The sequence below is a fragment of the Bradyrhizobium sp. LB11.1 genome (assembly GCF_040549385.1).
Classification (GTDB): Bacteria; Pseudomonadota; Alphaproteobacteria; order Rhizobiales; family Xanthobacteraceae; genus Bradyrhizobium.
In genome coordinates this window covers 465,505-486,527 of record NZ_JBEPTH010000005.1, presented here as the reverse complement: position 1 = coordinate 486,527, position 21,023 = coordinate 465,505, and the positions used below count along the sequence as shown (strand labels likewise).

Sequence of the window (21,023 nt, the reverse complement as noted above, 5' to 3'; positions counted from 1 at the left end):
CTTACGATTTTTTGCCTTTATTTCCGATTCCCGCAAGGCAAAATGGCCCCAACAAATAAGAGGCAGGTGAGGAATTCTGGGAAATGTCGGGTCCGATCAAGCACATCGTGATGTGGCGGCTGCGCGGGGAGACCCAGGCCGAGCGCTTCGCCGCCCGGACCAAGGTTAAAACTCTGTTCGAGGGCCTCAAGGGCCGAATCGACGGCCTGACCCATATCGAGGTCGGCGTCGATGTCAGCGATGTCGATTATGCTTGCGACGTTGTCCTCGTCTCCGAGTTTACCGACCACGCGGCCCTGAAGGCCTACGCCACCCATCCGGAACATCTGCGGGTGCGGGAGGAGCTCGGCGACTTGCGGATCGGGCGCTTCCAGGTTGATTATCCCGTCAAAGAGACCGGCGCATGATCGGTACGTTCACCTTTGAAAACCTGCCTTGCCGCGTTGTGTTCGGCAGCGGAACGCTTGGCGCGGCCAAGGCCGAGGTCGAGCGCCTCGGCGGCAAGCGCGCGCTGGTGCTGACCACGCCGCAGCAGGAAGCACAGGGCAAGGCACTCGGCGCTGCACTGGGCTCGCTCTATGCCGGCATCTTCGCCGGGGCCACCATGCATACGCCGGTCGACGTGACCGAGCGCGCGATCACGGCGATGAAGGCGTGCGACGCCGACTGCGTGGTCGCACTCGGCGGCGGCTCGACGACCGGCCTCGGCAAGGCGCTGGCCTTGCGCACCGGCGTCAACCAGCTCTGCATCCCCACCACCTATGCCGGCTCGGAGATGACGCCGATCCTCGGTCAGACCGAAAACGGTCTGAAGACCACAGTGCGCGATGTGGCCGTGCTGCCGAAGACCGTGATCTACGACGTCGATCTGACGCTGTCACTGCCGGTCGGACTCACCGCCACCTCCGGCATCAACGCCATCGCCCACGCGGTCGAAGCGCTTTATGCACGCGATACCAATCCCGTGACTTCGCTGACGGCCGAGGAAGGCATCCGCGCGCTGGCGCGTGCCCTGCCCGCGATTACCGCCAAGCCCGACGATCGCGCGGCCCGCAGCGATGCGCTCTATGGCGCCTGGCTGTGCGGCGTGTGCCTCGGCACCGTCGGCATGGCGCTGCATCACAAGCTCTGCCACACGCTCGGCGGCACGTTTGACCTGCCGCATGCCGAGACGCACACGATCGTGCTGCCGCATGCGCTGGCTTACAACGCCCCCGCTGTGCCCGACGCGATGACGCGGATCGCGCGCGCGATCGGTGCGGCCGATGCAGCGCAGGGTCTCTACGATCTCGCCAGGCGATTGGGCGCCAAGGTCGCGCTGCGCGACATCGGCATGCCCGAGAGCGGCATCAACAAGGCGGCTGACCTCGCCGTCACCAATGCCTACTGGAATCCGCGCCCGCTCGAGCGGGGCGCCATCCGCGACCTCATCGCGCGCGCCTGGGCCGGCGAGCCGCCGGCCGCGACCAAAGCAGCGGCCTGACCCTGATGAAGCGCACCCTCCTCCAGTCGGCAACGATCATCAGCATGGACGATCGCATCGGCGATCTCGGTGTTGGCGACGTGCTGGTGGAGAACGGTCGGATCGCCGAGGTCCGCCCGAATATCGACCTCGGCAGCGGCGCCGCAGAGACCGAAATCGTCGACGGTCGTGGGCGCATCGTCATCCCCGGCCTCATCAATGCGCATATGCACACCTGGCAGACCGGCTTGCGCGGCTTCGCGGCGAACTGGACGCTGCTCGAATATTTCCGCCGCATGCATGCCGGGCTCGCGACCTTGTTCGCCCCCGACGACATCTATATCGCCACGCTCGTCGGAGCGCTGAACCAGATCAATTGCGGCGCCACCACGCTGGTCGACTGGTGCCACAACAACCCGACGCCCGCCCATACCGATGCCGCCGTGCGCGGCCTGATCGAGAGCGGCATCCGCGCCGCCTTCTTCCACGGCTCGCCAAAACCCGAGCCGAAGCCGGGCGAGCCGCACTTCTCCGAGGTGCCGCATCCCCGCCGCGAGGTCGAACGGCTGCTGGCAGGTCCCCTCGCCGACCGCGATGGCCTGGTCACACTCGGGCTTGCCATTCTCGGTCCGCATTATTCGACGCTCGACGTGTCCTTGCATGATTTCCGCCTGGCTCGGGAACTCGGCCTGATCGCCTCGATGCATCAGGGCGGCGGGCCGGCGAAGACGCAAGGCGGCTGGGAGAGATTGATCGAGGCCGGCCTCGTCGGTCCCAACGTCAACATCGTCCATGGCAACGATCTGCCCGATGATCTCCTGCAAAAGCTGATCGATCTCGGCGTTACGTTCTCGGTGACGCCGGAAAACGAGATGATCCAGGGCCACGGCTTTCCGATCACGGGTCGGCTGCTCAAGCGCGGCGTCCGCCCCACCGTCGGCATCGATCTGGAATCCGTGCTGCCGGGCGATCTCTTCTCCGCTGCCCGCGTCGCACTGTCGATGCAGCGCGCGCTCGACAATGCGGAGATGCGCAAGAGCGAGGGTACTATTCCCGCGACGACCACGATCCCGGCGCGCGAGGCGCTGGCATGGGTCACGACCGAAGGCGCCCGCATGCTCGGCCGCGAGAGCGAGATCGGCTCGCTGACGCCAGGGAAACGCGCCGATCTCGTGATCATCAATGCCGACGATCTCAACCTCTTCCCGGTCCACGATCCCGTCGCCACCGTGGTGATGCAGACGAGCCTCGCCAATATCGAGGCGGTGATGATCGGAGGCCGCTGGAAGAAGCGGAACGGAAAGCTGCTGATCGACGGGTTGGCGCAGAAGAAAGAGCTGCTCGCGCAATCCGGCCAGCGGCTTGTGCGGGACATCGAACGACAAGGGCACGCCGCGGGATAACGGCCAACGGACAACAAGAAATGACTGATACAAGCAAACAAATCGCCTTCATCGGCATTGGCAAGATGGGCCTGCCGATGTCGCTCCTCGTCGCCAAGGCCGGTTATGACGTCACCGCCTTTGACCAGAGCGCAGCGCGTCTGAGCGAGGCGCGCGAGCACGGCATCGCTGTCGCGGGCTCGCCCACTGATGCCGTCAACAGCCGGCCTGTGGTCATCACATCGCTCCCCGACGACGCCGCACTTCGCGCGGTGATGCTCGGCCCGACCGGATTGATCGGCGCGATGGCGCCGAAGGCGGTGCTGATCGAGACCAGCACGGTCAGCGCCGAAGCCTCGGCCGAAGTCGATGCCGCAGCCCAGGCCCGCGGGATCGCCTATCTGCGGGCGCCGGTCTCCGGCAACGCCAGCATCGTGCACACGGGCGCGCTGAGCTGCTTCGTGTCTGGACCCAAGGATGCCTTCGAGAGCGCCAAGCCGCTGTTTGCGAGTTTTACCCGAGCGCAGACCTATCTCGGCCCAAGCGAGGAAGCGCGCTACGCAAAGCTCGCGGTCAATCTCATGATCGCGGTCTCGGCGGCGATGATGGCCGAAAGCCTGGCGCTGGCGCGCAAGGGCGGCATCGGCTGGCAGGACATTTTGAAAGTGCTGGATGAGAGTGCAGTCGCCTCCCCCATGGTTAAATACAAGACCGCACCGCTGCGGACCCGCGACTTCGTCTCGAGCTTCTCCTGCAAGCAGATGGCCAAGGATCTCGACCTCATCCTCGGCGCCGGCCATGCCGTCGGCGTGCCGCTACAGCTCGCAGCCCAGGTGCGCGAGACCTACGGCGCGCTGATCGCGCAAGGCGCCGGCGAGACCGACTTCATCGCGACCGTCAAGCATCTCGAACGGCTGTCCGGTCTTGACGAGCCCAAACTTGGCGAGCCCAAACTCTGATCGACGGAGGCGAATGTGCGTCATTTCAGCGAGACCAACATCACCGGCGCCGTGCGCGAGCGCATCGCCAGCACGACCGATCCGCGTATCAAGCAGGCCGCAGGCAACGCACAGGCGGCCTAGGCCGAACGTAGAATCGACGGACTGACAACAGTCCGCGACAAGTACGGACGACAGGGAGAGACGATGGGACCGCGGGTCAGCAGTGCCGCTTTGGCTGAACGCCTCGCAGGCGTGATCGGTCCGCGTGCGACGATCGCACGCGGCGTGCTCGACCAGCATGGCCAGAGCGAGTCCTATTATCGTACCCTGCCCCCCGACATCGTTGTGTTTCCGGAGACGACTGCGGAAGTCGCCGAGATCGTCAGGCTCTGCGCCGGCGCGAACATGCCGATCGTGCCATTCGGCGCCGGCACCTCGCTCGAAGGCAATGCGTCCGCGGTCGCGGGCGGCGTCTGCATCGACTTCGCGCGCATGAACAAGGTGCTGATGGTGCACGACAGCGACATGAATGTCGTGGTCCAGCCCGGCATCACCCGCAAACAGCTCAATGCGGAGCTGCGCGGCACCGGATTGTTCTTCCCGATCGATCCCGGCGCGGATGCCTCGATCGGCGGCATGACTTCGACGCGCGCCTCCGGCACCATGGCGGTACGCTACGGCACCATGAAGGACAACGTCATGGCGCTCGAAGTCGTGCTGGCCGACGGTCGCGTGATCCGCACCGCCAGACGCGCCCGCAAATCCGCGGCCGGCTACGATCTGACGCGGCTGTTCGTCGGCGCCGAAGGCACGCTTGGCGTTATCACCGAGATCACGCTGAAACTGCATCCGCTGCCGCAGGCGATCTCGGCTGCGGTGTGCAGCTTCGATACCCTGCACAACGCCGTCGATACCGCGATCGGCATCATCCAGGCGGCCATTCCGGTCGCGCGCGTCGAACTGCTCGACGATGTCATGATGCGCGGCATCAACGCCTACGCAAAACTCGGCTATCGCGAAGCGCCGACGCTGTTCTTCGAATTCCACGGCTCGGAGAGCGCGGTGGCCGAACAGGCCGAACTGGCACAGGCGATCGCCGCCGAGCATGGCGGCCTCGGCTTCGAATGGGCCAAGGCGCCGGAAGACCGCAGCCGGCTCTGGCACGCCCGCGACAACACGCTCTATGCCGGCCTGGGCCTCCGGCCCGGCGCCCGCGCCGTCATCACCGATGTCTGCGTGCCGATCTCGCGGCTCGCCGAATGCCTTACCGACACCCGTCGCGACGCCGACGAACACGGCTTCACCGCGCCCATCGTCGGCCATGTCGGGGACGGCAATTTCCACATGCTGATCCTGGTCGATCCCGCCAAGCCGGAGGAGATCGACGGCGCCAAGGCGCTCCAGGCCCGCATGGTCGGCCGCGCCATTGCGATGGACGGCACCTGCACCGGCGAGCACGGCATCGGGCTCGGCAAGATCGGCTATCTCACCGATGAGCTCGGCGAAGCTGTCGACGTGATGCGCTCGATCAAGACCGCGCTCGATCCCCAGGGATTGATGAACCCCGGCAAGATCTTTGCGGGAGCAGCACGGCCATGAACGCTCCCGGCGAGCCCTCAGCAACCCCGCTGCTCGAGCTCCGCGGCATCAGCAAGGCATTTCCGGGCGTCAAGGCGCTGGACGACGTGTCCTTTGCGCTCTACGCGAGCGAAGTGCACATGCTGCTCGGCGAGAACGGCGCCGGCAAATCGAGCCTGATGAAGGTGCTGTGCGGCGCCTACAGCGCCGATTCCGGCGAGTTCTTCTACAAAGGCGAGAAGGTCACGATTGCGTCCACTGCCGACGCGCAAAAACTCGGCATCGCCGTGATCTTCCAGGAATTCTCGCTCGTCCCCTATCTCGACATCGCCCAGAACATCTTCCTCGGCCGCGAGCCGAAAGGCCGCATTCCCGGCACCATCGACCGCCGCAAGATCCTGGCCGACGCCAAGCGCCTGCTCGACACGATCGGCTTCGACATCGACCCCTCCATCACCGTCAACACGCTCGGCGTCGCCCAGCAGCAGATGGTCGAGATCGCAAAAGCCATCAGCCAGAACGCGCGCATCCTGGTCATGGACGAACCGACCGCCGCGCTGTCCGACCGCGAGACAGAGCTGCTGTTCGCGCTGATCACGCGGCTGAAGGCCGACGGCGTCTCCATCGTCTATATCTCGCACCGCATGGCCGAGGTGTTCGCGCTCGGCGACCGCATCACGGTCCTGCGCGACGGCCGCCGCATCGACGGCGTTCGCCCGGCCGACGTCACACCCGACCAGCTCGTCCGCATGATGGTCGGCCGCACCGTCGACATGACCTATCCGCGCAATTTTGCCGACAAGCCGGGCGAGTTGCTGCTTCAGGTCAAGGGCCTGACTTCACCGACCGGCATCGCCGACATCAACATCGAGGTGCGCCGCGGCGAGATCGTCGGCCTCTGCGGCCTGGTCGGATCCGGCCGCAGCGAGGTCGCGCGCGCGATCTTTGGCGCCGATCCGGTCGCCTCGGGCGAGATCGTGTTCGACGGCAAACCGATCTCCGGCGAGCCGGACATCGCCGCCCGCCGCGGCATCGCGCTGATCCCGGAGAGCCGCAAGACCGAAGGGCTCGCGCTGCTGCGTTCGGTCGGCGACAATCTCGTGGTCTCGGCGCTGCGAAAACTGTTCCCGAGCGGGCTGTTCGATCCACGCAGCGGCCAGCGCACCGCCGATAGCCTGATCCGGCAGCTCCGCATCGCGACTCCGAGTGCACGCCAGACCGTCGGCCTGCTCTCGGGCGGCAACCAGCAGAAGGTCGTGATCGGCAAATGGCTGGCGGCCGGTGCAAAACTCTTCATCTTCGACGAGCCGACGCGCGGCATCGATGTCGGTGCCAAATCCGAGATCTTTGCGTTGATCGACCGGCTGGTCGCCGAAGGCGCGGCCGCGCTGATGATCTCGTCCGAGCAGGTCGAGATCTGCCACGTCTGCGACCGCGCCTATGTGATGCGCGAGGGCCGCGTCGCCGGGCACCTGGCGCGCAACGAGCTGACCGAGGAGAATATCGTGCGATTGGGGATGCATCATGCGTGAGGCCGCGGTCGTTTCACAACCCAATCCGCTGCAGCGCATTCCCGGTGTCGCCATCGTGCTCGGCGTCCTGATCGTGCTGTTCGGCGCAATCGCGCCCGGCTTTCTCACCCCGGCCAACCTCTCCAACGTGCTGGTGCAGTCGACCATCCTGACCATGCTGGCGCTGCCGATGACGCTGATCATCATGACCGAGGGGCTCGACCTCTCGATGGGCGCGGTGCTGACGCTGACCTCACTCTGCGTCGCCATCGTCTCGCTCGCGACCCAATCGATGCTGCTCGGCCTCGGCGCCGGCGTGCTGGTCGGCGCGGCCTTCGGCACTGTCAACGGTTGGCTGGTTGCAATCCTGGGCATTCCGCCGTTCGTCGCGACGCTCGGCACCCTCGGCATGGCGCAGGGCCTGTCGCTGATCGTCTCAGATGGCCAGAGCGTGGTCGGCATTCCCCACAGCGTCCGCGACATTTACTCGGCGACGCTGCTCGGAATCCCCATCCCGATCGTGGTGGCACTCGTGACTTACGCAGCCTTCCACGGCCTGCTCTATCATACCCGCTTCGGCAGCTACGTGTTCGCGCTCGGCGGCAATCGCGAGGCGCTCCGCTATGCCGGCCTCTCGCCCAACAAGCTGCTGATCGCAGTTTACGCACTCGGCGGCACCATGGCCGGCATTGCCGGCCTGCTGATGACCGCGCGCATGAATTCGGGTCATCCGACCGCGGGCCTCGGGCTCGAATTCGATGCGATCGCAGCGGTCGCGGTCGGCGGCACCTCGTTCGAGCGCGGCAATGGCTGGCTGCTCGGCACCCTGCTCGGCGTCATCGCCGTCGGCGTGCTGCGCAACGGATTGAACCTGATCTCGCTGCCGTCCTCGGTGCAGGTCGCAAGCGTCGGCGTCCTCGTCATCGTCGCGCTGTTCCTCGACGGCTTGCGGAGCCGCACATGAGCGACATCACCAAGGAGGCCCTGTCGCCGCCGCGTTCTTTCCTGTCACAGGATGCGATCCAGCTGTTCTATCGGCTGCTCGCGGTTTTCCTGATCTGCGCCGTGCTGGCGGTGCTGAACGATTCCTTCCTCAGCCTCGGCAACATTCTCAACGTCCTGCGCCAGGCGAGTCTCACTTTCTTCATCGCTTCGGGCCTGACGCTGGTGGTGCTCACCGCCGGCCTCGATCTCTCGGTCGGCGCCAATGTCGCGCTGTCCGCTTGCGTCGCCGGGACCGTGATCCACACCACGGGATCGCCGACGCTCGGAATCCTGACCGGGCTCGCCTGCGGCGGCATCGTCGGGCTCCTCAACGGCATCATGGTGACGGCGCTGCGCATCCCCTCCTTCATCGCCACCTACGGCATGCTCTGGGTGCTCAACGGCGTGACCTATTGGTACATGGCGGGCGAGACCCTTCACGGTTTCCCCGCGGGCTTCCGCCAGATCGGCAGCGGCTATCTGTTCGGCCTGCCGATTCCGGTCTATCTGCTGCTGGTGTTCCTCGGAATCGGAACGCTGTTTGCACAACGCACGATCTGGGGACAGGAGATCTATGCGATCGGCGCCAATCCGGTCGCCGCCCGCCTCTCCGGAATTCCGGTCACGCGCCGGCTTCTGCTGGTCTACGCCGTGTCCGGCACGATGGCCGGGCTCGCATCGATCATTTTCCTGTCCCGGCTCAACTCCGCCGAGGCTGACATCGGCGAAAGCCTGACGCTGCCGGCAATCGCGGCCGTGCTGATCGGCGGCACCTCGCTGTTCGGCGGCGTCGGCACTGTGTTCGGCACTTTCATCGGTGCGCTGATCCTGACGCTGGTGCTGAACGGCATGAACTTGTTGTCGGTCAGCGCCAATTGGCAGCCGCTGGTCACCGGCATCATCGTCATTCTCGCGGTCTGGCTCGACATGAAGACCCGCCGCCGCGCGCAATGAGTTTCTCAGCAATCCAACAAACCAAAATGGGGATGGAGACGACATGAAACAGAGACTGGGCTATTTCACACTGCCGCTCATGATCGCGGCTGCGTTCACGACGCAGGCGCGCGCCGACGGCGAGACCATTGCCGTGTTCACCAAGAACCAGACCAACCCGTTCTTCCAGACGGTGCGGGTCGGTGCCGACAACATGGCGAAGACCCTGAACGCCAAGACGCTGCAATACATTCCGACCAAGCCCGACAGTATCCCCGAGCAGCTCAGCCAGATCGAGGACGTCGTGGTGAAGAAGCCGAGCGCGATCGTCTTCACGCCGGTCGACTACAAGGCGATGGTGCCCGGCGTCGAGAAGATCAACGACGCGAAAATCCCCGTCGTCAACATCACCGACCGCTCGGCCGGCGGAAAATTCCTCTCCTTCGTCGGCGCCGACGATTACAGCCTTGGGCTCGAGACCGCGCGCTTCCTGCTCAAGACATTGGGCGGCAAGGGCAACATCGTCATCATCGAGGGTGTCAAGGGCTCGCTCACCAATGTCGATCGCGTCCGCGGCTTCAACGATGCGCTGAAGGAAAATCCGGGCGCCAAGCTCCTGGCTTCGCAGCCCGGCAACTACCAGCGGCTCCAGGCGCTTCAGGTCATGGAAAACCTGATGCAGTCGAATGCGCAGATCGACGGCGTGCTCGCCGCCAACGACGCCATGGCGGTCGGTGCGATCGAGGCGCTCGACGGTGCCAACCGCAAGGCCCAGGTGATAGGCATCAACGGTACCAAGGAGGCGATCGACGCGATCAAGTCCGGCAAGCTGCTCGCAAGCGGCGACTACAACGGCTTTTACCAAGGCTGCCTCGGCACCATGATGGCGGTCCGCAGCTTGCGCAACCAGCCGATCATCAGTGAGATCGTGCTGAAGCCGACCGTCATCACCAAGGACAATTACCAACCGTTCGACCAGCCGCTCGAGCAGCGCACCTGCCCGACCTTCGAAGAGGCTAGCAAGCTCGGCGCGAAGTAACCGCCGCCTGTTCTGATCAAACAACGGGACGGCTGGGATAGCAGCCGTCCCTCGAAATCCCTGGGGCGATCGCATATGAGAGCGATTGCCCTGTGGCCATCCTTCGAGACGCCCGCCGTTGGCGGGCCCTCAGGATGAGGACCGAGTGTGCGGCAGCGGTATTGACGAGCATCGATGCCGCTTAGCCTCATCCTGAGGAGACCGCCACCGGGTCCGCGCAAAGCGCGGCCCGATGACAGGCTCCGCGGTCGTCTCGAAGGACGAGGCGCGCACTCAGGTCATGCAGAATGCCATATGCGATTGCCCTGCAGAAATCCCGGAGACATCATGCTGTTTGCCATCCATGCCATCGACCGTACCGGCGCACTGCCGACGCGGCTTGCCAATTACGACGCCCACAAGACCTTCCTCAGCGACACCTCGCGCTTCGGCGTCAAAATCGTGATGTCGGGACCGCTGGTCTCCGACGACGGCGCCACCATGATCGGCAGCCTGTTCCTGATCGAGTCCCCCGGTCGCGCCGAGGTCGAGGCCTTCAATCGTGCCGATCCGTTCGCGGCGGCCGACATCTGGGAGAAGGTGACGATCACGGGGTTTCTGCGGCGGCAGGGCTGATCAATTCGGCATGCCCGCTGGATGCGAAAAACCCCAGCGCTTTAGGCACTGGGGCGTTTCAATGAAAATGGATTGGTAAGGCAATGACGCATCTGTAGCAGTCCTCTCCGCGGCAGCTTGTGAACTGGTTCACATATGAGGCGAGGGGCGATCGGACTATTTGTCACACCCAGGGCGGCCTGAGCTCAGCTCCGCGGCCGCGGCTTCCTCGGAAACAGGCGATCGCGGATGTAGCGCGAGGTTGCGGTCAGGCGAATCCCGCGCGGCTTCTGCCAGGCGGCGCGGTCGAGCTCCTTCTTGTCACCGATAGCGAGCCGGCCCTTGGCGCTCTTGGCGATGAAGATCGCGTCGCTCATCTTGCGGCCCGAGCGCTTGTTCTTGGCCGTCACTTCCTTCCAGAGGCTGATCCGGCCAAGCTTCAGCTTGGGCAGCTCTTCCTTGATCTCGCGGCGCAGGCAGTCCTTATCGGACTCGCGCGCGCGCTTGCGGCCGCCGGGGAACATCCACAGGCCGTCCGATCGTCGCCTGACCAACAGAACCTTGCCGCGCCTGGCGGCAACCAGCTTGGAAGACTTCGCCATTTACAACTGTCGCAAACCGAAAACAGAATCGCGCCATGGTAACTTGTCTATTTCATTAGACAAGTTCGGCGACCGCCCCGGATACCGTTGGCTCCCATCGTTGTCCACACGCATGCGAGGTGCGGCAAACGTCCGGGTAACCTGCTGGAGCTGCCCGGCTAGCCAAACTCGTCGGCGGGCGGGATCGCCTTCGGCTTCGCAGCCGCGGCTCGGTCCTCGGTCCGGATCCACGCCGCCGCCATTTCCCACGCCACCGACAGGATGATCGGCCCGATGAACAGGCCGACGATGCCGTGGGCGAGCGTGCCGCCGATCACGCCGACGAAGATCACGATGGTCGGCGTGTTGAGACCACGTCCCATCACGAGCGGCTTCAGCATGGTGTCGAGGAAGCCGACCAGGACGAAGAACACGGTGAACACCAGCGCCGTGGTGACGTCCTTGGCGGTCCAGATCCAGATGATCACCGGCAGCAGCACGAGGAAGGCGCCGATCTGCACGATCGACAGCAGCAGCACGATGAAGGCGAGCAACCCGGCGCTCGGCACGGCTGCGAGCTTGAAGCCGATGCCGGCGAGCAGCGCCTGCACGATGGCGACGCCGATCACGCCCTGCGCCACGGCGCGGATGGTGGCGCCGCCCAGCTCGAGAAAATGCTCGCTCTGCTCCGGCACGATGCGCGACAGGAAACCGCGTCCGGCCGCAACCAGCCGGGGTCCGTGCGGAAACAGGAAGCCGGCCACGAACACCGAGACCAGGAACTGGAGCGTGCCGAGGCTGGCATCGCCTGCGAGCACCAGGAGCGGTCCTGCCAGCGGCTGGAGATAGGGCGCGACCTCGCGCAGCACCGCGCGGATATTATTGTAGGCCTGGTCCCAGAGCTCGTAGAGCGTCGGGCCGATCACCGGCCATGATTTGATCGACTCGGGCGCCGTCTGGAGCGCGAGGTCACCGGTGCCAAGCTCGTGTGCGAGCTCCCTCACCCCGTCCACGGCGCTGAGGCCGAGCCAGGTGGCGGGACCGAGGACGATGCCGAGCGTGATCAAAGTGAGGATCGCGGCCGCGGTCTTGGGCCGCCCGCCCAGGATTTTGGCGACCCAGCTGAACGCTGGATAGAACGCGACCGCGAGCACGGAGCTCCAGGCCAGGATCGGCACGAACGGCCGGATGATGAGGAATGTCCAGATGATCAGCAGCGCCAACAGGCCGAGCCGGATCACAAGCTGGATGACGTCATCGCCCGTCAGAAGCTGGCGCAGACTTTTCACAGGCACGGCTTTCCTTGCGGCATCAACGCGGGTTCCGGCACTTGCGCGGGCTTGGGTTATTGCGAGCAACGAGCCGGGCGTCAAGACGACCGGGTACGCGCCCGGCCCTTCAGAGGCCGGCCGCGTCGTGCTTCCAGATGAAACCGCTGTGACGAAGGCGGCCGGACGCCCTCAGAAGTGATAGTTGACGCCCACCGTGCCGGTCTGGATGTTCAGCTTTACGTTCGCCGGCGAGGCCACCAGATTGCCCGTCGTCACCGGCTGCTCGTTGATCGCGGCAAAGCCCATGTAGTTGTATTCGGCCCGCACCGACCAGTTTGGCATGAACATCCACTCAGCGCCGCCGCCGGCAAGCCAGCCGGTGCGGTGGAAGCTGCCGTTGGCCGAACCGGCAAGCGCGCCAGCCAGGCCGTTATTGGCGCTGTATTTATCGCGGGTGAAGGCCGCGCCGCCCTTGGCGTAGAGCAGCACGCGGTCGAAGGCGACGCCGAAGCGCCCGGCGACCGTCGCGATGTAGTCGTTCTTCAGCGACAGGTTGAAGCCGGCGCCGCCGCCGAACGGGCCGCCGGCGTTGAGCGTCACGCTGGACCAGGCGCCGGTCCCCTCGAGGCCCACCACGAAATTGCTGATCTGGTAATTGCCGCCGATCTGGCCACCAACCACGCCGCCGCTGGCGGTCACCGAACTCCAGCCGGCCGCCGGGTTGGTCGGATCCATACCGCTCCATTTGCTCCAGGCGCCGCCGCCATGGGCGCCGATATAGAAACCGGTCCAGGTGAAGATCGGAGCCGGCGCGACCGGCGCCTTGACCACCGGTGCAGGTTCGATGATGTCAGCCGCAAAGGCCGGCGTTGCCAGCGACAGCAGCGCGATCGTCAAAATCAGCTTCTTGCCCATGATCTCCCCCCCAAATGACACCGCCCTTCCCGACAGGGGCGCCGGGTTGAAATCTAGCTGCCCGATCAAGGACGCGCTTGGACCGACCGGCGGCGCGATTTGGACTGATCGGCGCTGCAAATACCGGGAAAATCCTGCAATATCCGCGGCCGGAGCCCCGTTTGGCTAACGACGATTAACCGGATTTGAGCGGCACGGTTTACGCCGATGCAAAGGCTCGCACCTACGCTTTGCGTGAGGATTCCAAAACGAATTGCGGTGCAATGGCCAACAGTCTCTGGACGATCGAAGAATTCACCTGCCCCGGTTGCAGCATGAACTATACCGCGACAAGGGAAGAGCACGCCGAGCTGCATTCAGGTCACTTCAAATGCAGCATTTGCAGCGGCGAGGTGCACAGCTGGTCGGGGAAGCATCATTTCTTCGGCTGGTCGCCGGTGAAGACCAAGCCGCCGGTGTTCGGACGGCGATGGGCCGGGGTCGGGTGGTAGGCGCTCCGATATCCGCCGCGGGCCAACAATCTCCAATGTCACTCACTGCGATCACCCGACGCGCTTTCGACCCGCGAGCCCCGCAAAAATTGAAAAGAAGAGAACGTTGTAGAAGACTCCGAACAGTATCTGCACGCATACCGCGGTTTTGGCCCATCCGGATTTTGGCGAGATATCGCCATAGCCGGTGGTCGTCATGGTCACGATGCTGAAGTAGATTGCGTTGGCGAGATCGAGGTCGACCGAGAACGCGCTCGTATCCCGCCGCATGATAAAGAGATAGAGCACCGCAAAGCAAAATGCCGCCAACAAATAGGCGGCTGCGACTTGAAGAAAGATCAAGCGCAAAGGCGTGAGCGTGAGATACCGGTCGCTGTCAGGGCCGTAGATGCCCCGAACAATACCGACAATCCTCAAGACCAAGTAGAGCCAGATCACAAACACGCCGGACCTGGCGGCTCCTCCCACATAGGTCGTGAAAGCCGTTTCCGGCAGAAGATGCGGTACGGCAGCCTCAATCAGCAAGCCGATAACGCAATAAGCACAAAGGATGAGAACAAGACGACGAAGCCACCTGTCGTTTCTTTCTTTGTCGCGACTCATTATCTGGCGCTCGCTCAAGAAGGCGCCGATCCAGGCGGCAGCACGTAGAGTGTCATCGCAAAGACGGCGTACAGGGACAGGAGCATCACGCCCAAGAGCCAGGCAGAGCGGCCGCCGCTGGAAAGAAAAGCAGCCACAATGGTTGCCGCCAACACCATAACCACCGCACCAGGCCAGAATTGCAGATCCATCGGTTCCGGCCCGATTGCGTAGCTGAGGATGACAAGCACAGGCGCGACGAACAGTGCAATTTGAGACGCGCTCCCAAGCGCTATGCTAACGCTCATATCGAGGCGGTCCTTGCCGGCCGCGGAGAACGCCACGGCCATCTCGGCCGCACCTCCGACGGGCGCGACCACGATGAAGCCGATGAAGGCCGGACTCATTCCCATATTCTGGCCCGCCTTCTGTACTGACCCGACGAAGATCTCGCTCACAAGCGCGACCAGAACCGTGACAACGACGAGCGTTCCGACCGCAAGGCTGATCGGCCAAGCTGCTTCCGTGCGTTCGCCATGATCCTCCGCGGCGAACAAATCCTTGTGCGTCCGCAGCGAAAACAGCAGACCGAATGCATAGGTCGCCATCAGGAGCACAGCCAGGCCCAGGCTCAGGTGCTTCATAACCGTCGTGCCTCGCACTTGGTCGAGATTCGCCACGGCTGCCGGAACGACAAGCGCGATTGTCGCCAGCAGCATCAGGCCTGAATGAAGCCGCGCGCCGGCGCGATTGAACTCCTGTAGCGGATAGCGCAATCCGCCTAATAGAAAGGAGCCTCCCAGCATGAAGAGCGAGTTGGTGACGATGGCGCCGACGATCGAGGCCTTCACCAGCAAATACTCGCCCGCATGGAGAGCCGCCAGAGCGATGATGAGCTCCGTCAGATTTCCCAGCGTCGCGTTGAGCAATCCACCGACGGCATCGCCCGTTTTCGCGGCAACACTTTCGGTCGCATGGCTCAGTAACGCGGCCAGCGGCACGATCGCGGCTACCGCCAGCAAAAATAGCGCCGTGTGCGCCGAAGGAGCGATCAATTCGGTCCCGAAGACGGCCGGAACAAAAACCAGCATCCATAAGAGCGGGCTGCGACGCACTTCCTGAAGCAGAGGGGTCATGGTCCGTCCCCGCGATGAATCGAGCTCGAACTTGACGTGGCGCGTCGGTCGAGTGGCTTGAAAGCGGTATCAATGGCCGCTCAGCACCAACGTCTTGACCGGCAATAGGAGCGCTTGAATCCGTAGCAGAAGAGCGTGAACGAGCCCCGTCGCGTCAACGACATGCAGGGCAAATCCCCTGAGCGCGCTGGTTTTCGGGTCGGCTATCGCGTCGTGATTGCTCGTATAGGCATTGACGATGCAATTCGAGCCCGGCGTGACGCCTTCAAGGCCACCACTATAGAGCGGCTCCAGAAATGCGAGAATCGTGCCCGGCTGCCGCAGATTTTGCGGATCGACAAGTTACTCGCCCGAACGAAATTGACCGGCCGCGATGTAGTCCTGCACGCCGGTGACAACCAGCGGAATAATCACCCAGGGCTTGGAGATACAGGTCACCTCGGCAAGCATGCCCGGTCTCATGACCTGCGCCTCGATCTGACCGAACCCGGCCTGCAAGGCCCGCCGGCCGGCGCCCTCAGGTATCAAGATTCCCGCGGGCCGCATCATCTGGTTGACGACATCGCCTGAGCGCAACAGGAATTGCTCGACCCGGCCATCGACGCCTGCGCGAATGTAGGTCTTGTCGAGGTCAACCTGCGCCTCCGCCATCGCAGCCTCGGCGCTGGCCTTCTCGGCGGGTAGAAGCGTGGAAATGCGCAAGGCCGCGACTTCCCGGGCAGCGCTGGCTGAATCAATACCCGCCTGTCTCTGCTCGACCGCGACCTGGAGCTTTTCGATTTCGCGTTGCGGCACGATCCCGGGATTGCGGCGCTGTAACTCGCTCTTGGTATCGAGTTCATCCTTGGCTTGCTGCCAAGCAGCTTTCGCCTCACCAATCTGGGCTTCCGCCTTGATGACATCAGCTCGCGCACTGGTCAGCGATGCGTCGATCTCGGCCACCTTTCGTCTCGATGTCTCGAGCGCGGCCTGCTGCTTCGCGCTGTCAAGCCTGAACAGAACATCGCCCTTCTTGACGGGCGCACTGTAGTCGACATCGACCTCGGCCACGCGGCCGGCCACTTCCGGCACAATTGGAACGGTGCGGAAGTAGAGCACCGCCGACGTCGTCGAGGGGTGATAGTAGAAAATCATGGTGATCAGCGCGACGGTCAGCATCAGGCAGCCGGTGATACCCCATCGCAGCTCGTACCAGACTGAGTAAAAAGTGATCTCCTTGCCGAACCGCTTGCCCTGCCGATAGTGGCGATAAAGGTAGTCCGGAAGGATCGTCACGAGCGAACACAGCAGGAGCTCAAGCATGGCCTTGAATCTCCCCGCCCTTGGCGCTTGTGGCTTGCGGTTGGTCGGGGGCCTCGGCTTGGGACGGAGATGGCGGGGCACCGGGAGCGGCATCCGCGATCCGTTCGACCGAGCCCGCAATGGTGCGCAACGGTGTCGAGAAGTCCGGCAAGTCAATCATCGCGAGCAGCAGGCCCGCCACCCAAAAGATGTGCATGTGCGTAAACAGCGAGATCAATCCAAGGACTGCGACAATCTCGAACTGCAACTTTTGGGACTTGTGCGCCATGCGCTCGGGAAGGCTGTGCAGCTTCCAGTACAGCGTACCAACCCACAGAATGACAATGATCAGGAAAATCGCCATGATCACCATCAGGGGGTCCGTCCCATCCGGACCGGGCACGAAAAATGGCAGGTGGTGAGGCGCTGCCGGATGCATCTGTCCGCTCAAGCTTGTCTCCCCCCAGGCCAACACGGTTGCAATCGTTCCCCAAGGCGAGAACGCCACCAATCCAAATTTGCAGCCGGATCGGCAGAAATCATCTGCATGCGCTGCGGCATGACGAAGCGATCCGAAGTCCGTGCGCGGAAAGGGCTCTCGATTTGGTCGCCTTCGCGCTTTCAGTTGGGAGCGCCAATGACAACTCGTCGAAATGGTGCCGCATTTTGCATCGCAGGGCTTGGGGGCAATGTTCTGCTTGTCGGGCAAAACACACAAATTCCTCTTCGCGCCTGTCAATCCCTCGCCGCAACACTCCGTCATTGCGAGCGCAGCGAAGCAATCCAGAACCTTTCCGCAGAGGGACTCTGGATTGCCTCGCTGCGCTCGCAATGACGAATCCATGGAAACAGTGCCGCCCCAAAGTCCCGCGGTGTACGCGGGCCCAACTTCCAGGCAATGCTGTCTGCCCAAACCGCGGCTTCTGCTAAGCTGCGACACCGGATAGACTCCCCCTCCCCGCAACTGAAGTCGATACACAATGACCGCTCCTTTCGTCCCGCAGATCGCCCTCTATCGCAACTGGCTCGCCGAGCAGCGCGGCCTCACTTTCGCGAATTACGAGGAGATGCGGCAATGGTCGGTGCGCGATCTCGACGGCTTCTGGCGCAGCATCTGGGATTATTACGATCTGCAATCGCCGACGCCGTTTGCGGCCGTCATCACCGAGCGCAAGATGCCCGGAGCGGTCTGGTTTCCCGGCGCGCAGGTGAACTATGCGCGGCAGGTGTTCCGGCATGTCGACTCTGCGCATGCCGCCGGCCTGCCCGCGATCGTCAGCGGCGGCGAGGACGGCAAGCTTCACGAGACCAGCTGGCCGGAGCTCAAGCGCAAGGCGGCCGCGCTCGCGCTGCATCTGAAGGACAAGGGGATCAAGCCCGGCGACCGCATCGCGGCCTATCTGCCCAACATCGCCGAGACCATCATCGCATTTCTTGCCAGCGCCAGCATCGGCGCGGTCTGGAGCGTCTGCGCGCCCGACATGGCTGCGCCGGCCGTGATCGACCGCTTCAAGCAGATCGAGCCAAAAGTGCTGATCGCCTGCGATGCCGTCACCTATGCCGGACGCAGGCATGATCGCAAGGACGTCATCGCCGAGCTGCGGCGATCGCTGCCGAGCGTCGAGCACGTCATCCTGCACAGCGAAGCTGCCGTTCCCGCCGCACCGGACGCCCTGCTCTCCGACATCACCGCAACGACTGGCGTCGCGATCGACGCGTTCGAACCGATGTGGCTGCCGTTCGATCATCCGCTCTGGATCGTCTATTCCAGCGGCACCACCGGCCTGCCGAAGCCGATCGTGCACGGCCATGGCGGCATCGTCATTGTGGTGCTGGCGCTGCTGGGGCTGCACAACGACATCGGCTGCTCCTATCACCCAAACTCGTTCGGCGAGCGCTATCACTGGTACTCATCGACCGGCTGGATCATGTGGAATTCCCAGGTCGGCGGCCTGCTGAGCGGCACCACTTGCTGCATTTTCGACGGCAGCCCCGGCGGCACCAAGGACAAGCCGGACTGGACCACGTCGTGGCGCTTCGTGGCGCAATCGAAAGCGACCTTCTTCGGCGCCGGTGCTGCGTTCTTCGCCAACTGCGCCAAGGCCGAGGTCGATCTCACCACCGCCGGCGATCTGTCACGGCTGCGTTGTCTCGGCTCGACCGGCTCGCCGCTCAGCGCCGACACGCAAGCCTGGTTCAACGACCGCTTCGCTGGTTTGTCGAAAACCAACGGAAGCAAGGCGCAGGCCGACATCTGGTGGGCGAACATTTCCGGCGGCACCGATTTCGCCGGCGCCTTCATCGGGGGCAACCGCGAATTGCCGCAGACGCCGGGCGCGATGCAGTGCCGCCTGCTGGGAGCAGCGGTGGAAGCCTTCAGCGAGCAGGGCCGCGCCGTCATCGACGAGGTCGGCGAGCTCGTTTGCACCGAGCCGATGCCGTCGATGCCGTTGTATTTCTGGAACGACAAGGCCAACGCGCGCTATCTCGCGAGCTATTTCGAGACCTATCCGGACAATTTTGACGGCAGCGGCCGCGGGCCGGTGTGGCGGCACGGCGACTGGCTCAAGGTCAATCCAGACGGCTCATGCGTGATCTACGGCCGTAGCGATGCCACCATCAATCGGCACGGCCTGCGCATGGGCACGAGCGAACTCTATTCCGCGATCGAGGCGTTGCCCGAGGTGCTCGATAGCCTCGTGGTCGACCTCGAATATCTCGGCCGTGACAGCTACATGCCGCTGTTCGTGGTGCTGCGCGAAGATACAGCCTTCGACGGTGCGATGCAGGCGAAGATCAACAAGGCGATCGAGGCTGGTCTCTCCCGCCGCTTCCTGCCGAACGAGATTTTCGCCGTCGCCGAGATCCCGCGCACGCTCTCGGGCAAGAAGCAGGAGCTGCCGATCAAGAAGCTGTTGCTCGGCCAGCCCGTCGAGAAGGTCATCAACAAGGAGGCGATGGCCAATCCCGCCTGCCTCGACTGGTATCTCACCTTCGCCCGCGACTATCTGGCGCGGACCGCGGCCTGAATCAGCCACCACCGAAATTGAACCCGGCAGATCAGCCCAATTGCACCTTCGCCGTTTGCACTCCGTTCACCGATCGCCGCTAGACGTCAGGACCCCAGCAACGAACAGCAGCCATGGCCGACCTCAACGCCGTCCTCTCCAGGCTCAACGACCGCCTGCTCCGCCTCGAAGGCGAACTGTTCGTGCTGCGCTCGCTGGCGCGCGCGACGCTGACGGCGGGTGACGACCACGCAGTACGCATGCGCAAGCTGGTCGAGGCCGCAAAAGTCGCGCTCGACGACGAGGCCAAGCGCGAACTCGACAAGCCGACGCGCAAATACGTCGATGCGGCAACGGCGCTGGTGGAGGAATTGCTGGTCGAACCGACCCCGGCGCGGCCGCTCTTCACAGTGATCGATGGCGGCCGGCGCGACTGAACTCTGTTAGCGGAACCGCGTCGCACCAGGCTCGAGCGCATCCGCCGCCAGCCTGGCCAATCCGGCCTCGATGATGGCGATCTCCTCGTCGATCTTGCCGATCGGCAGGCTGAAATCGAAGCGACCTGACTTGCTCTTGAGATCGACCGCGAGCCGCTGCCTGTGCATCATCAGTTCGTCAAGGCCACGGCGGTTCTTCAGCCGCACATAGGCGTCCACGATCTGCTCAATTGCGTTCGGCATGCATCGGTCCCGGCAAAAATACTCGCGCGGCGCACCCGCGCCGGCGGGACATGGTGTCGCGGTACGCAATACAAATCCGCGACGGATTCGTCGATACGACAGCGAGGTTGAGAACGCGTTACCGTTTGATGATTTCGTGATGGCCGAGATGAAAAAGCCGCTGGCGATTATGCCAGCGGCCAAAGCCGGGTTCGAAAACGGATCCGGAATGAAATTTGGCCAGCCCCGGTGGGTGCACGTTCTAACGGCTCAAGGCGGATTCGTTTGTTAAAAATGAAACACAGGAACCGGCGCGTCGACGATTTGCCGCTCGGTGGTGCCCAGCGGCAACGCTTAGTCCGTGACGCAGACATATTTGCGAGGCCATTTGCGATAGGCGCTGTAGCGGTAATACGGCCGGTAGGCATAGCCGCGATAGAGCGCCGGCGGCTCCTCGCCGTAATAGGCGCCGTGGTAGAAATTGTAGATCGTGCCTTCAGCGCAGCGATAGGCATCCCAGATCGGGCCGATGAAGGGCGCTACCCCGTTCTCGGGCGGAACTGCCGGGTAAGGTCCGCCGGCATGGGCCTGAGTGGCTGCAATCAGGACAGCGAAAAGAACAAATCGCGCGCACTGCATGCGCTCGCTCCAGGCAGGTCGCAATGCGACCATGGA

General features: G+C 63.8%; 21 protein-coding genes and 1 pseudogene. 13 read left to right on the top strand and 9 right to left on the bottom strand.

Features of this window, described 5'->3' with window-relative positions; genetic code table 11:
* The first annotated feature begins 83 nt into the window (after nt 1–83).
* The 10 genes from ABIA96_RS16630 (at nt 84) to ABIA96_RS16585 (ending at nt 10,445) form a co-directional block, all read left to right on the top strand.
* Nucleotides 84–407, top strand: coding sequence for a Dabb family protein (locus ABIA96_RS16630; protein ID WP_354138113.1), 324 nt, complete (start codon nt 84–86; stop codon nt 405–407).
* Nucleotides 404–1,483: a maleylacetate reductase gene (locus ABIA96_RS16625; protein ID WP_354138112.1), complete on the top strand. Its 1,080-nt coding sequence runs from the start codon at nt 404–406 to the stop codon at nt 1,481–1,483. Before ABIA96_RS16630 ends, ABIA96_RS16625 begins: the two co-directional genes overlap by 4 nt.
* Nucleotides 1,484–1,488: 5 nt before the next feature.
* Nucleotides 1,489–2,865, top strand: coding sequence for an amidohydrolase family protein (locus ABIA96_RS16620; protein ID WP_354138111.1), 1,377 nt, complete (start codon nt 1,489–1,491; stop codon nt 2,863–2,865).
* A 20-nt stretch (nt 2,866–2,885) separates the two neighbouring features.
* Nucleotides 2,886–3,803 carry an NAD(P)-dependent oxidoreductase gene (locus ABIA96_RS16615; protein WP_354138110.1) on the top strand — a complete coding sequence of 306 codons (918 nt, stop codon included), beginning with the start codon at nt 2,886–2,888 and terminating at the stop codon, nt 3,801–3,803.
* Nucleotides 3,804–3,989: 186 nt separating this feature from the next.
* Complete coding sequence (locus ABIA96_RS16610) at nt 3,990–5,384, top strand: FAD-linked oxidase C-terminal domain-containing protein (protein ID WP_354138109.1); 1,395 nt, start codon at nt 3,990–3,992, stop codon at nt 5,382–5,384.
* On the top strand, nt 5,381–6,895 hold the full coding sequence (locus ABIA96_RS16605; RefSeq protein ID WP_354138108.1) for a sugar ABC transporter ATP-binding protein: 1,515 nt from the start codon (nt 5,381–5,383) through the stop codon (nt 6,893–6,895). The genes ABIA96_RS16610 and ABIA96_RS16605 overlap by 4 nt, the downstream gene beginning before the upstream one ends.
* Nucleotides 6,888–7,838 carry an ABC transporter permease gene (locus tag ABIA96_RS16600; RefSeq protein WP_354138107.1) on the top strand — a complete coding sequence of 317 codons (951 nt, stop codon included), beginning with the start codon at nt 6,888–6,890 and terminating at the stop codon, nt 7,836–7,838. Before ABIA96_RS16605 ends, ABIA96_RS16600 begins: the two co-directional genes overlap by 8 nt.
* Entirely contained in the window at nt 7,835–8,812 is a 978-nt protein-coding gene (locus ABIA96_RS16595) for an ABC transporter permease (protein ID WP_354138106.1), read from the top strand. The genes ABIA96_RS16600 and ABIA96_RS16595 overlap by 4 nt, the downstream gene beginning before the upstream one ends.
* Nucleotides 8,813–8,855: 43 nt before the next feature.
* On the top strand, nt 8,856–9,830 hold the full coding sequence (locus tag ABIA96_RS16590) for a sugar ABC transporter substrate-binding protein (protein ID WP_354138105.1): 975 nt from the start codon (nt 8,856–8,858) through the stop codon (nt 9,828–9,830).
* 327 nt (nt 9,831–10,157) lie between these two features.
* A complete protein-coding gene (locus ABIA96_RS16585; RefSeq protein ID WP_354138104.1) occupies nt 10,158–10,445 on the top strand; it encodes a YciI family protein in 288 nt (95 codons plus the stop codon).
* 185 nt (nt 10,446–10,630) lie between these two features.
* On the opposite strand, the gene ABIA96_RS16580 is transcribed toward ABIA96_RS16585, so the two are convergent.
* From ABIA96_RS16580 to ABIA96_RS16570, 3 genes are all read right to left on the bottom strand, one after another.
* Nucleotides 10,631–11,026 (bottom strand): NUDIX hydrolase, encoded by a 396-nt coding sequence (locus ABIA96_RS16580; RefSeq protein ID WP_354138103.1) that lies wholly within the window; start codon nt 11,024–11,026, stop codon nt 10,631–10,633.
* 158 nt (nt 11,027–11,184) lie between these two features.
* Nucleotides 11,185–12,300 carry an AI-2E family transporter gene (locus ABIA96_RS16575; protein ID WP_354138102.1) on the bottom strand — a complete coding sequence of 372 codons (1,116 nt, stop codon included), beginning with the start codon at nt 12,298–12,300 and terminating at the stop codon, nt 11,185–11,187.
* Between the two features lie 165 nt (nt 12,301–12,465).
* On the bottom strand, nt 12,466–13,191 hold the full coding sequence (locus ABIA96_RS16570; protein ID WP_354138101.1) for an outer membrane protein: 726 nt from the start codon (nt 13,189–13,191) through the stop codon (nt 12,466–12,468).
* 263 nt (nt 13,192–13,454) lie between these two features.
* Here ABIA96_RS16570 and ABIA96_RS16565 point away from each other — a divergent pair, with 263 nt between their 5' ends.
* Nucleotides 13,455–13,682, top strand: a complete 228-nt coding sequence (locus ABIA96_RS16565; RefSeq protein ID WP_354138100.1) for a hypothetical protein — start codon at nt 13,455–13,457, stop codon at nt 13,680–13,682.
* A 51-nt stretch (nt 13,683–13,733) separates the two neighbouring features.
* Here ABIA96_RS16565 and ABIA96_RS16560 read toward each other — a convergent pair whose 3' ends face one another.
* From ABIA96_RS16560 to ABIA96_RS16545, 4 genes and pseudogenes are all read right to left on the bottom strand, one after another.
* Nucleotides 13,734–14,285, bottom strand: a complete 552-nt coding sequence (locus ABIA96_RS16560) for a potassium channel family protein (RefSeq protein WP_354138099.1) — start codon at nt 14,283–14,285, stop codon at nt 13,734–13,736.
* Between the two features lie 14 nt (nt 14,286–14,299).
* Complete coding sequence (gene cax, locus ABIA96_RS16555) at nt 14,300–15,400, bottom strand: calcium/proton exchanger (protein ID WP_354138098.1); 1,101 nt, start codon at nt 15,398–15,400, stop codon at nt 14,300–14,302.
* A 69-nt stretch (nt 15,401–15,469) separates the two neighbouring features.
* Nucleotides 15,470–16,702: pseudogene (locus tag ABIA96_RS16550) on the bottom strand (HlyD family secretion protein).
* Complete coding sequence (locus tag ABIA96_RS16545) at nt 16,695–17,132, bottom strand: hypothetical protein (protein ID WP_354138097.1); 438 nt, start codon at nt 17,130–17,132, stop codon at nt 16,695–16,697. Before ABIA96_RS16545 ends, ABIA96_RS16550 begins: the two are co-directional and overlap by 8 nt.
* A gap of 529 nt (nt 17,133–17,661) precedes the next feature.
* Between ABIA96_RS16545 and ABIA96_RS16540 the strand changes: the two genes are divergently transcribed.
* On the top strand, nt 17,662–19,710 hold the full coding sequence (locus ABIA96_RS16540; protein WP_354138096.1) for an acetoacetate--CoA ligase: 2,049 nt from the start codon (nt 17,662–17,664) through the stop codon (nt 19,708–19,710).
* 113 nt (nt 19,711–19,823) lie between these two features.
* Complete coding sequence (locus tag ABIA96_RS16535) at nt 19,824–20,126, top strand: hypothetical protein (RefSeq protein ID WP_148753833.1); 303 nt, start codon at nt 19,824–19,826, stop codon at nt 20,124–20,126.
* A 6-nt stretch (nt 20,127–20,132) separates the two neighbouring features.
* Here ABIA96_RS16535 and ABIA96_RS16530 read toward each other — a convergent pair whose 3' ends face one another.
* Both ABIA96_RS16530 and ABIA96_RS16525 read right to left on the bottom strand, forming a co-directional pair.
* The gene (locus ABIA96_RS16530; RefSeq protein WP_354138095.1) at nt 20,133–20,369 is read right to left on the bottom strand and encodes a hypothetical protein; all 237 of its coding nucleotides are present in this window, start codon (nt 20,367–20,369) and stop codon (nt 20,133–20,135) included.
* 333 nt (nt 20,370–20,702) lie between these two features.
* Complete coding sequence (locus ABIA96_RS16525) at nt 20,703–20,987, bottom strand: hypothetical protein (protein WP_354138094.1); 285 nt, start codon at nt 20,985–20,987, stop codon at nt 20,703–20,705.
* Nucleotides 20,988–21,023: the final 36 nt, after the last annotated feature.

What these genes read in the sequence shown, in the direction of transcription:
- ABIA96_RS16620 (WP_354138111.1), top strand. Translation starts at nt 1,489, where the DNA reads ATGAAGCGCACCCTCCTCCAGTCGGCAACGATCATCAGCATGGACGAT.
- ABIA96_RS16590 (WP_354138105.1), top strand. Translation starts at nt 8,856, where the DNA reads ATGAAACAGAGACTGGGCTATTTCACACTGCCGCTCATGATCGCGGCT.
- ABIA96_RS16570 (WP_354138101.1), bottom strand. Translation starts at nt 13,191, where the DNA reads ATGGGCAAGAAGCTGATTTTGACGATCGCGCTGCTGTCGCTGGCAACG.
- ABIA96_RS16600 (WP_354138107.1), top strand. Translation starts at nt 6,888, where the DNA reads ATGCGTGAGGCCGCGGTCGTTTCACAACCCAATCCGCTGCAGCGCATT.
- ABIA96_RS16605 (WP_354138108.1), top strand. Translation starts at nt 5,381, where the DNA reads ATGAACGCTCCCGGCGAGCCCTCAGCAACCCCGCTGCTCGAGCTCCGC.
- ABIA96_RS16610 (WP_354138109.1), top strand. Translation starts at nt 3,990, where the DNA reads ATGGGACCGCGGGTCAGCAGTGCCGCTTTGGCTGAACGCCTCGCAGGC.
- ABIA96_RS16565 (WP_354138100.1), top strand. Translation starts at nt 13,455, where the DNA reads ATGGCCAACAGTCTCTGGACGATCGAAGAATTCACCTGCCCCGGTTGC.
- ABIA96_RS16630 (WP_354138113.1), top strand. Translation starts at nt 84, where the DNA reads ATGTCGGGTCCGATCAAGCACATCGTGATGTGGCGGCTGCGCGGGGAG.
- ABIA96_RS16625 (WP_354138112.1), top strand. Translation starts at nt 404, where the DNA reads ATGATCGGTACGTTCACCTTTGAAAACCTGCCTTGCCGCGTTGTGTTC.
- ABIA96_RS16540 (WP_354138096.1), top strand. Translation starts at nt 17,662, where the DNA reads ATGACCGCTCCTTTCGTCCCGCAGATCGCCCTCTATCGCAACTGGCTC.
- ABIA96_RS16525 (WP_354138094.1), bottom strand. Translation starts at nt 20,987, where the DNA reads ATGCAGTGCGCGCGATTTGTTCTTTTCGCTGTCCTGATTGCAGCCACT.
- ABIA96_RS16585 (WP_354138104.1), top strand. Translation starts at nt 10,158, where the DNA reads ATGCTGTTTGCCATCCATGCCATCGACCGTACCGGCGCACTGCCGACG.
- ABIA96_RS16535 (WP_148753833.1), top strand. Translation starts at nt 19,824, where the DNA reads ATGGCCGACCTCAACGCCGTCCTCTCCAGGCTCAACGACCGCCTGCTC.
- ABIA96_RS16580 (WP_354138103.1), bottom strand. Translation starts at nt 11,026, where the DNA reads ATGGCGAAGTCTTCCAAGCTGGTTGCCGCCAGGCGCGGCAAGGTTCTG.
- ABIA96_RS16560 (WP_354138099.1), bottom strand. Translation starts at nt 14,285, where the DNA reads ATGAGTCGCGACAAAGAAAGAAACGACAGGTGGCTTCGTCGTCTTGTT.
- ABIA96_RS16595 (WP_354138106.1), top strand. Translation starts at nt 7,835, where the DNA reads ATGAGCGACATCACCAAGGAGGCCCTGTCGCCGCCGCGTTCTTTCCTG.
- cax (WP_354138098.1), bottom strand. Translation starts at nt 15,400, where the DNA reads ATGACCCCTCTGCTTCAGGAAGTGCGTCGCAGCCCGCTCTTATGGATG.
- ABIA96_RS16615 (WP_354138110.1), top strand. Translation starts at nt 2,886, where the DNA reads ATGACTGATACAAGCAAACAAATCGCCTTCATCGGCATTGGCAAGATG.
- ABIA96_RS16530 (WP_354138095.1), bottom strand. Translation starts at nt 20,369, where the DNA reads ATGCCGAACGCAATTGAGCAGATCGTGGACGCCTATGTGCGGCTGAAG.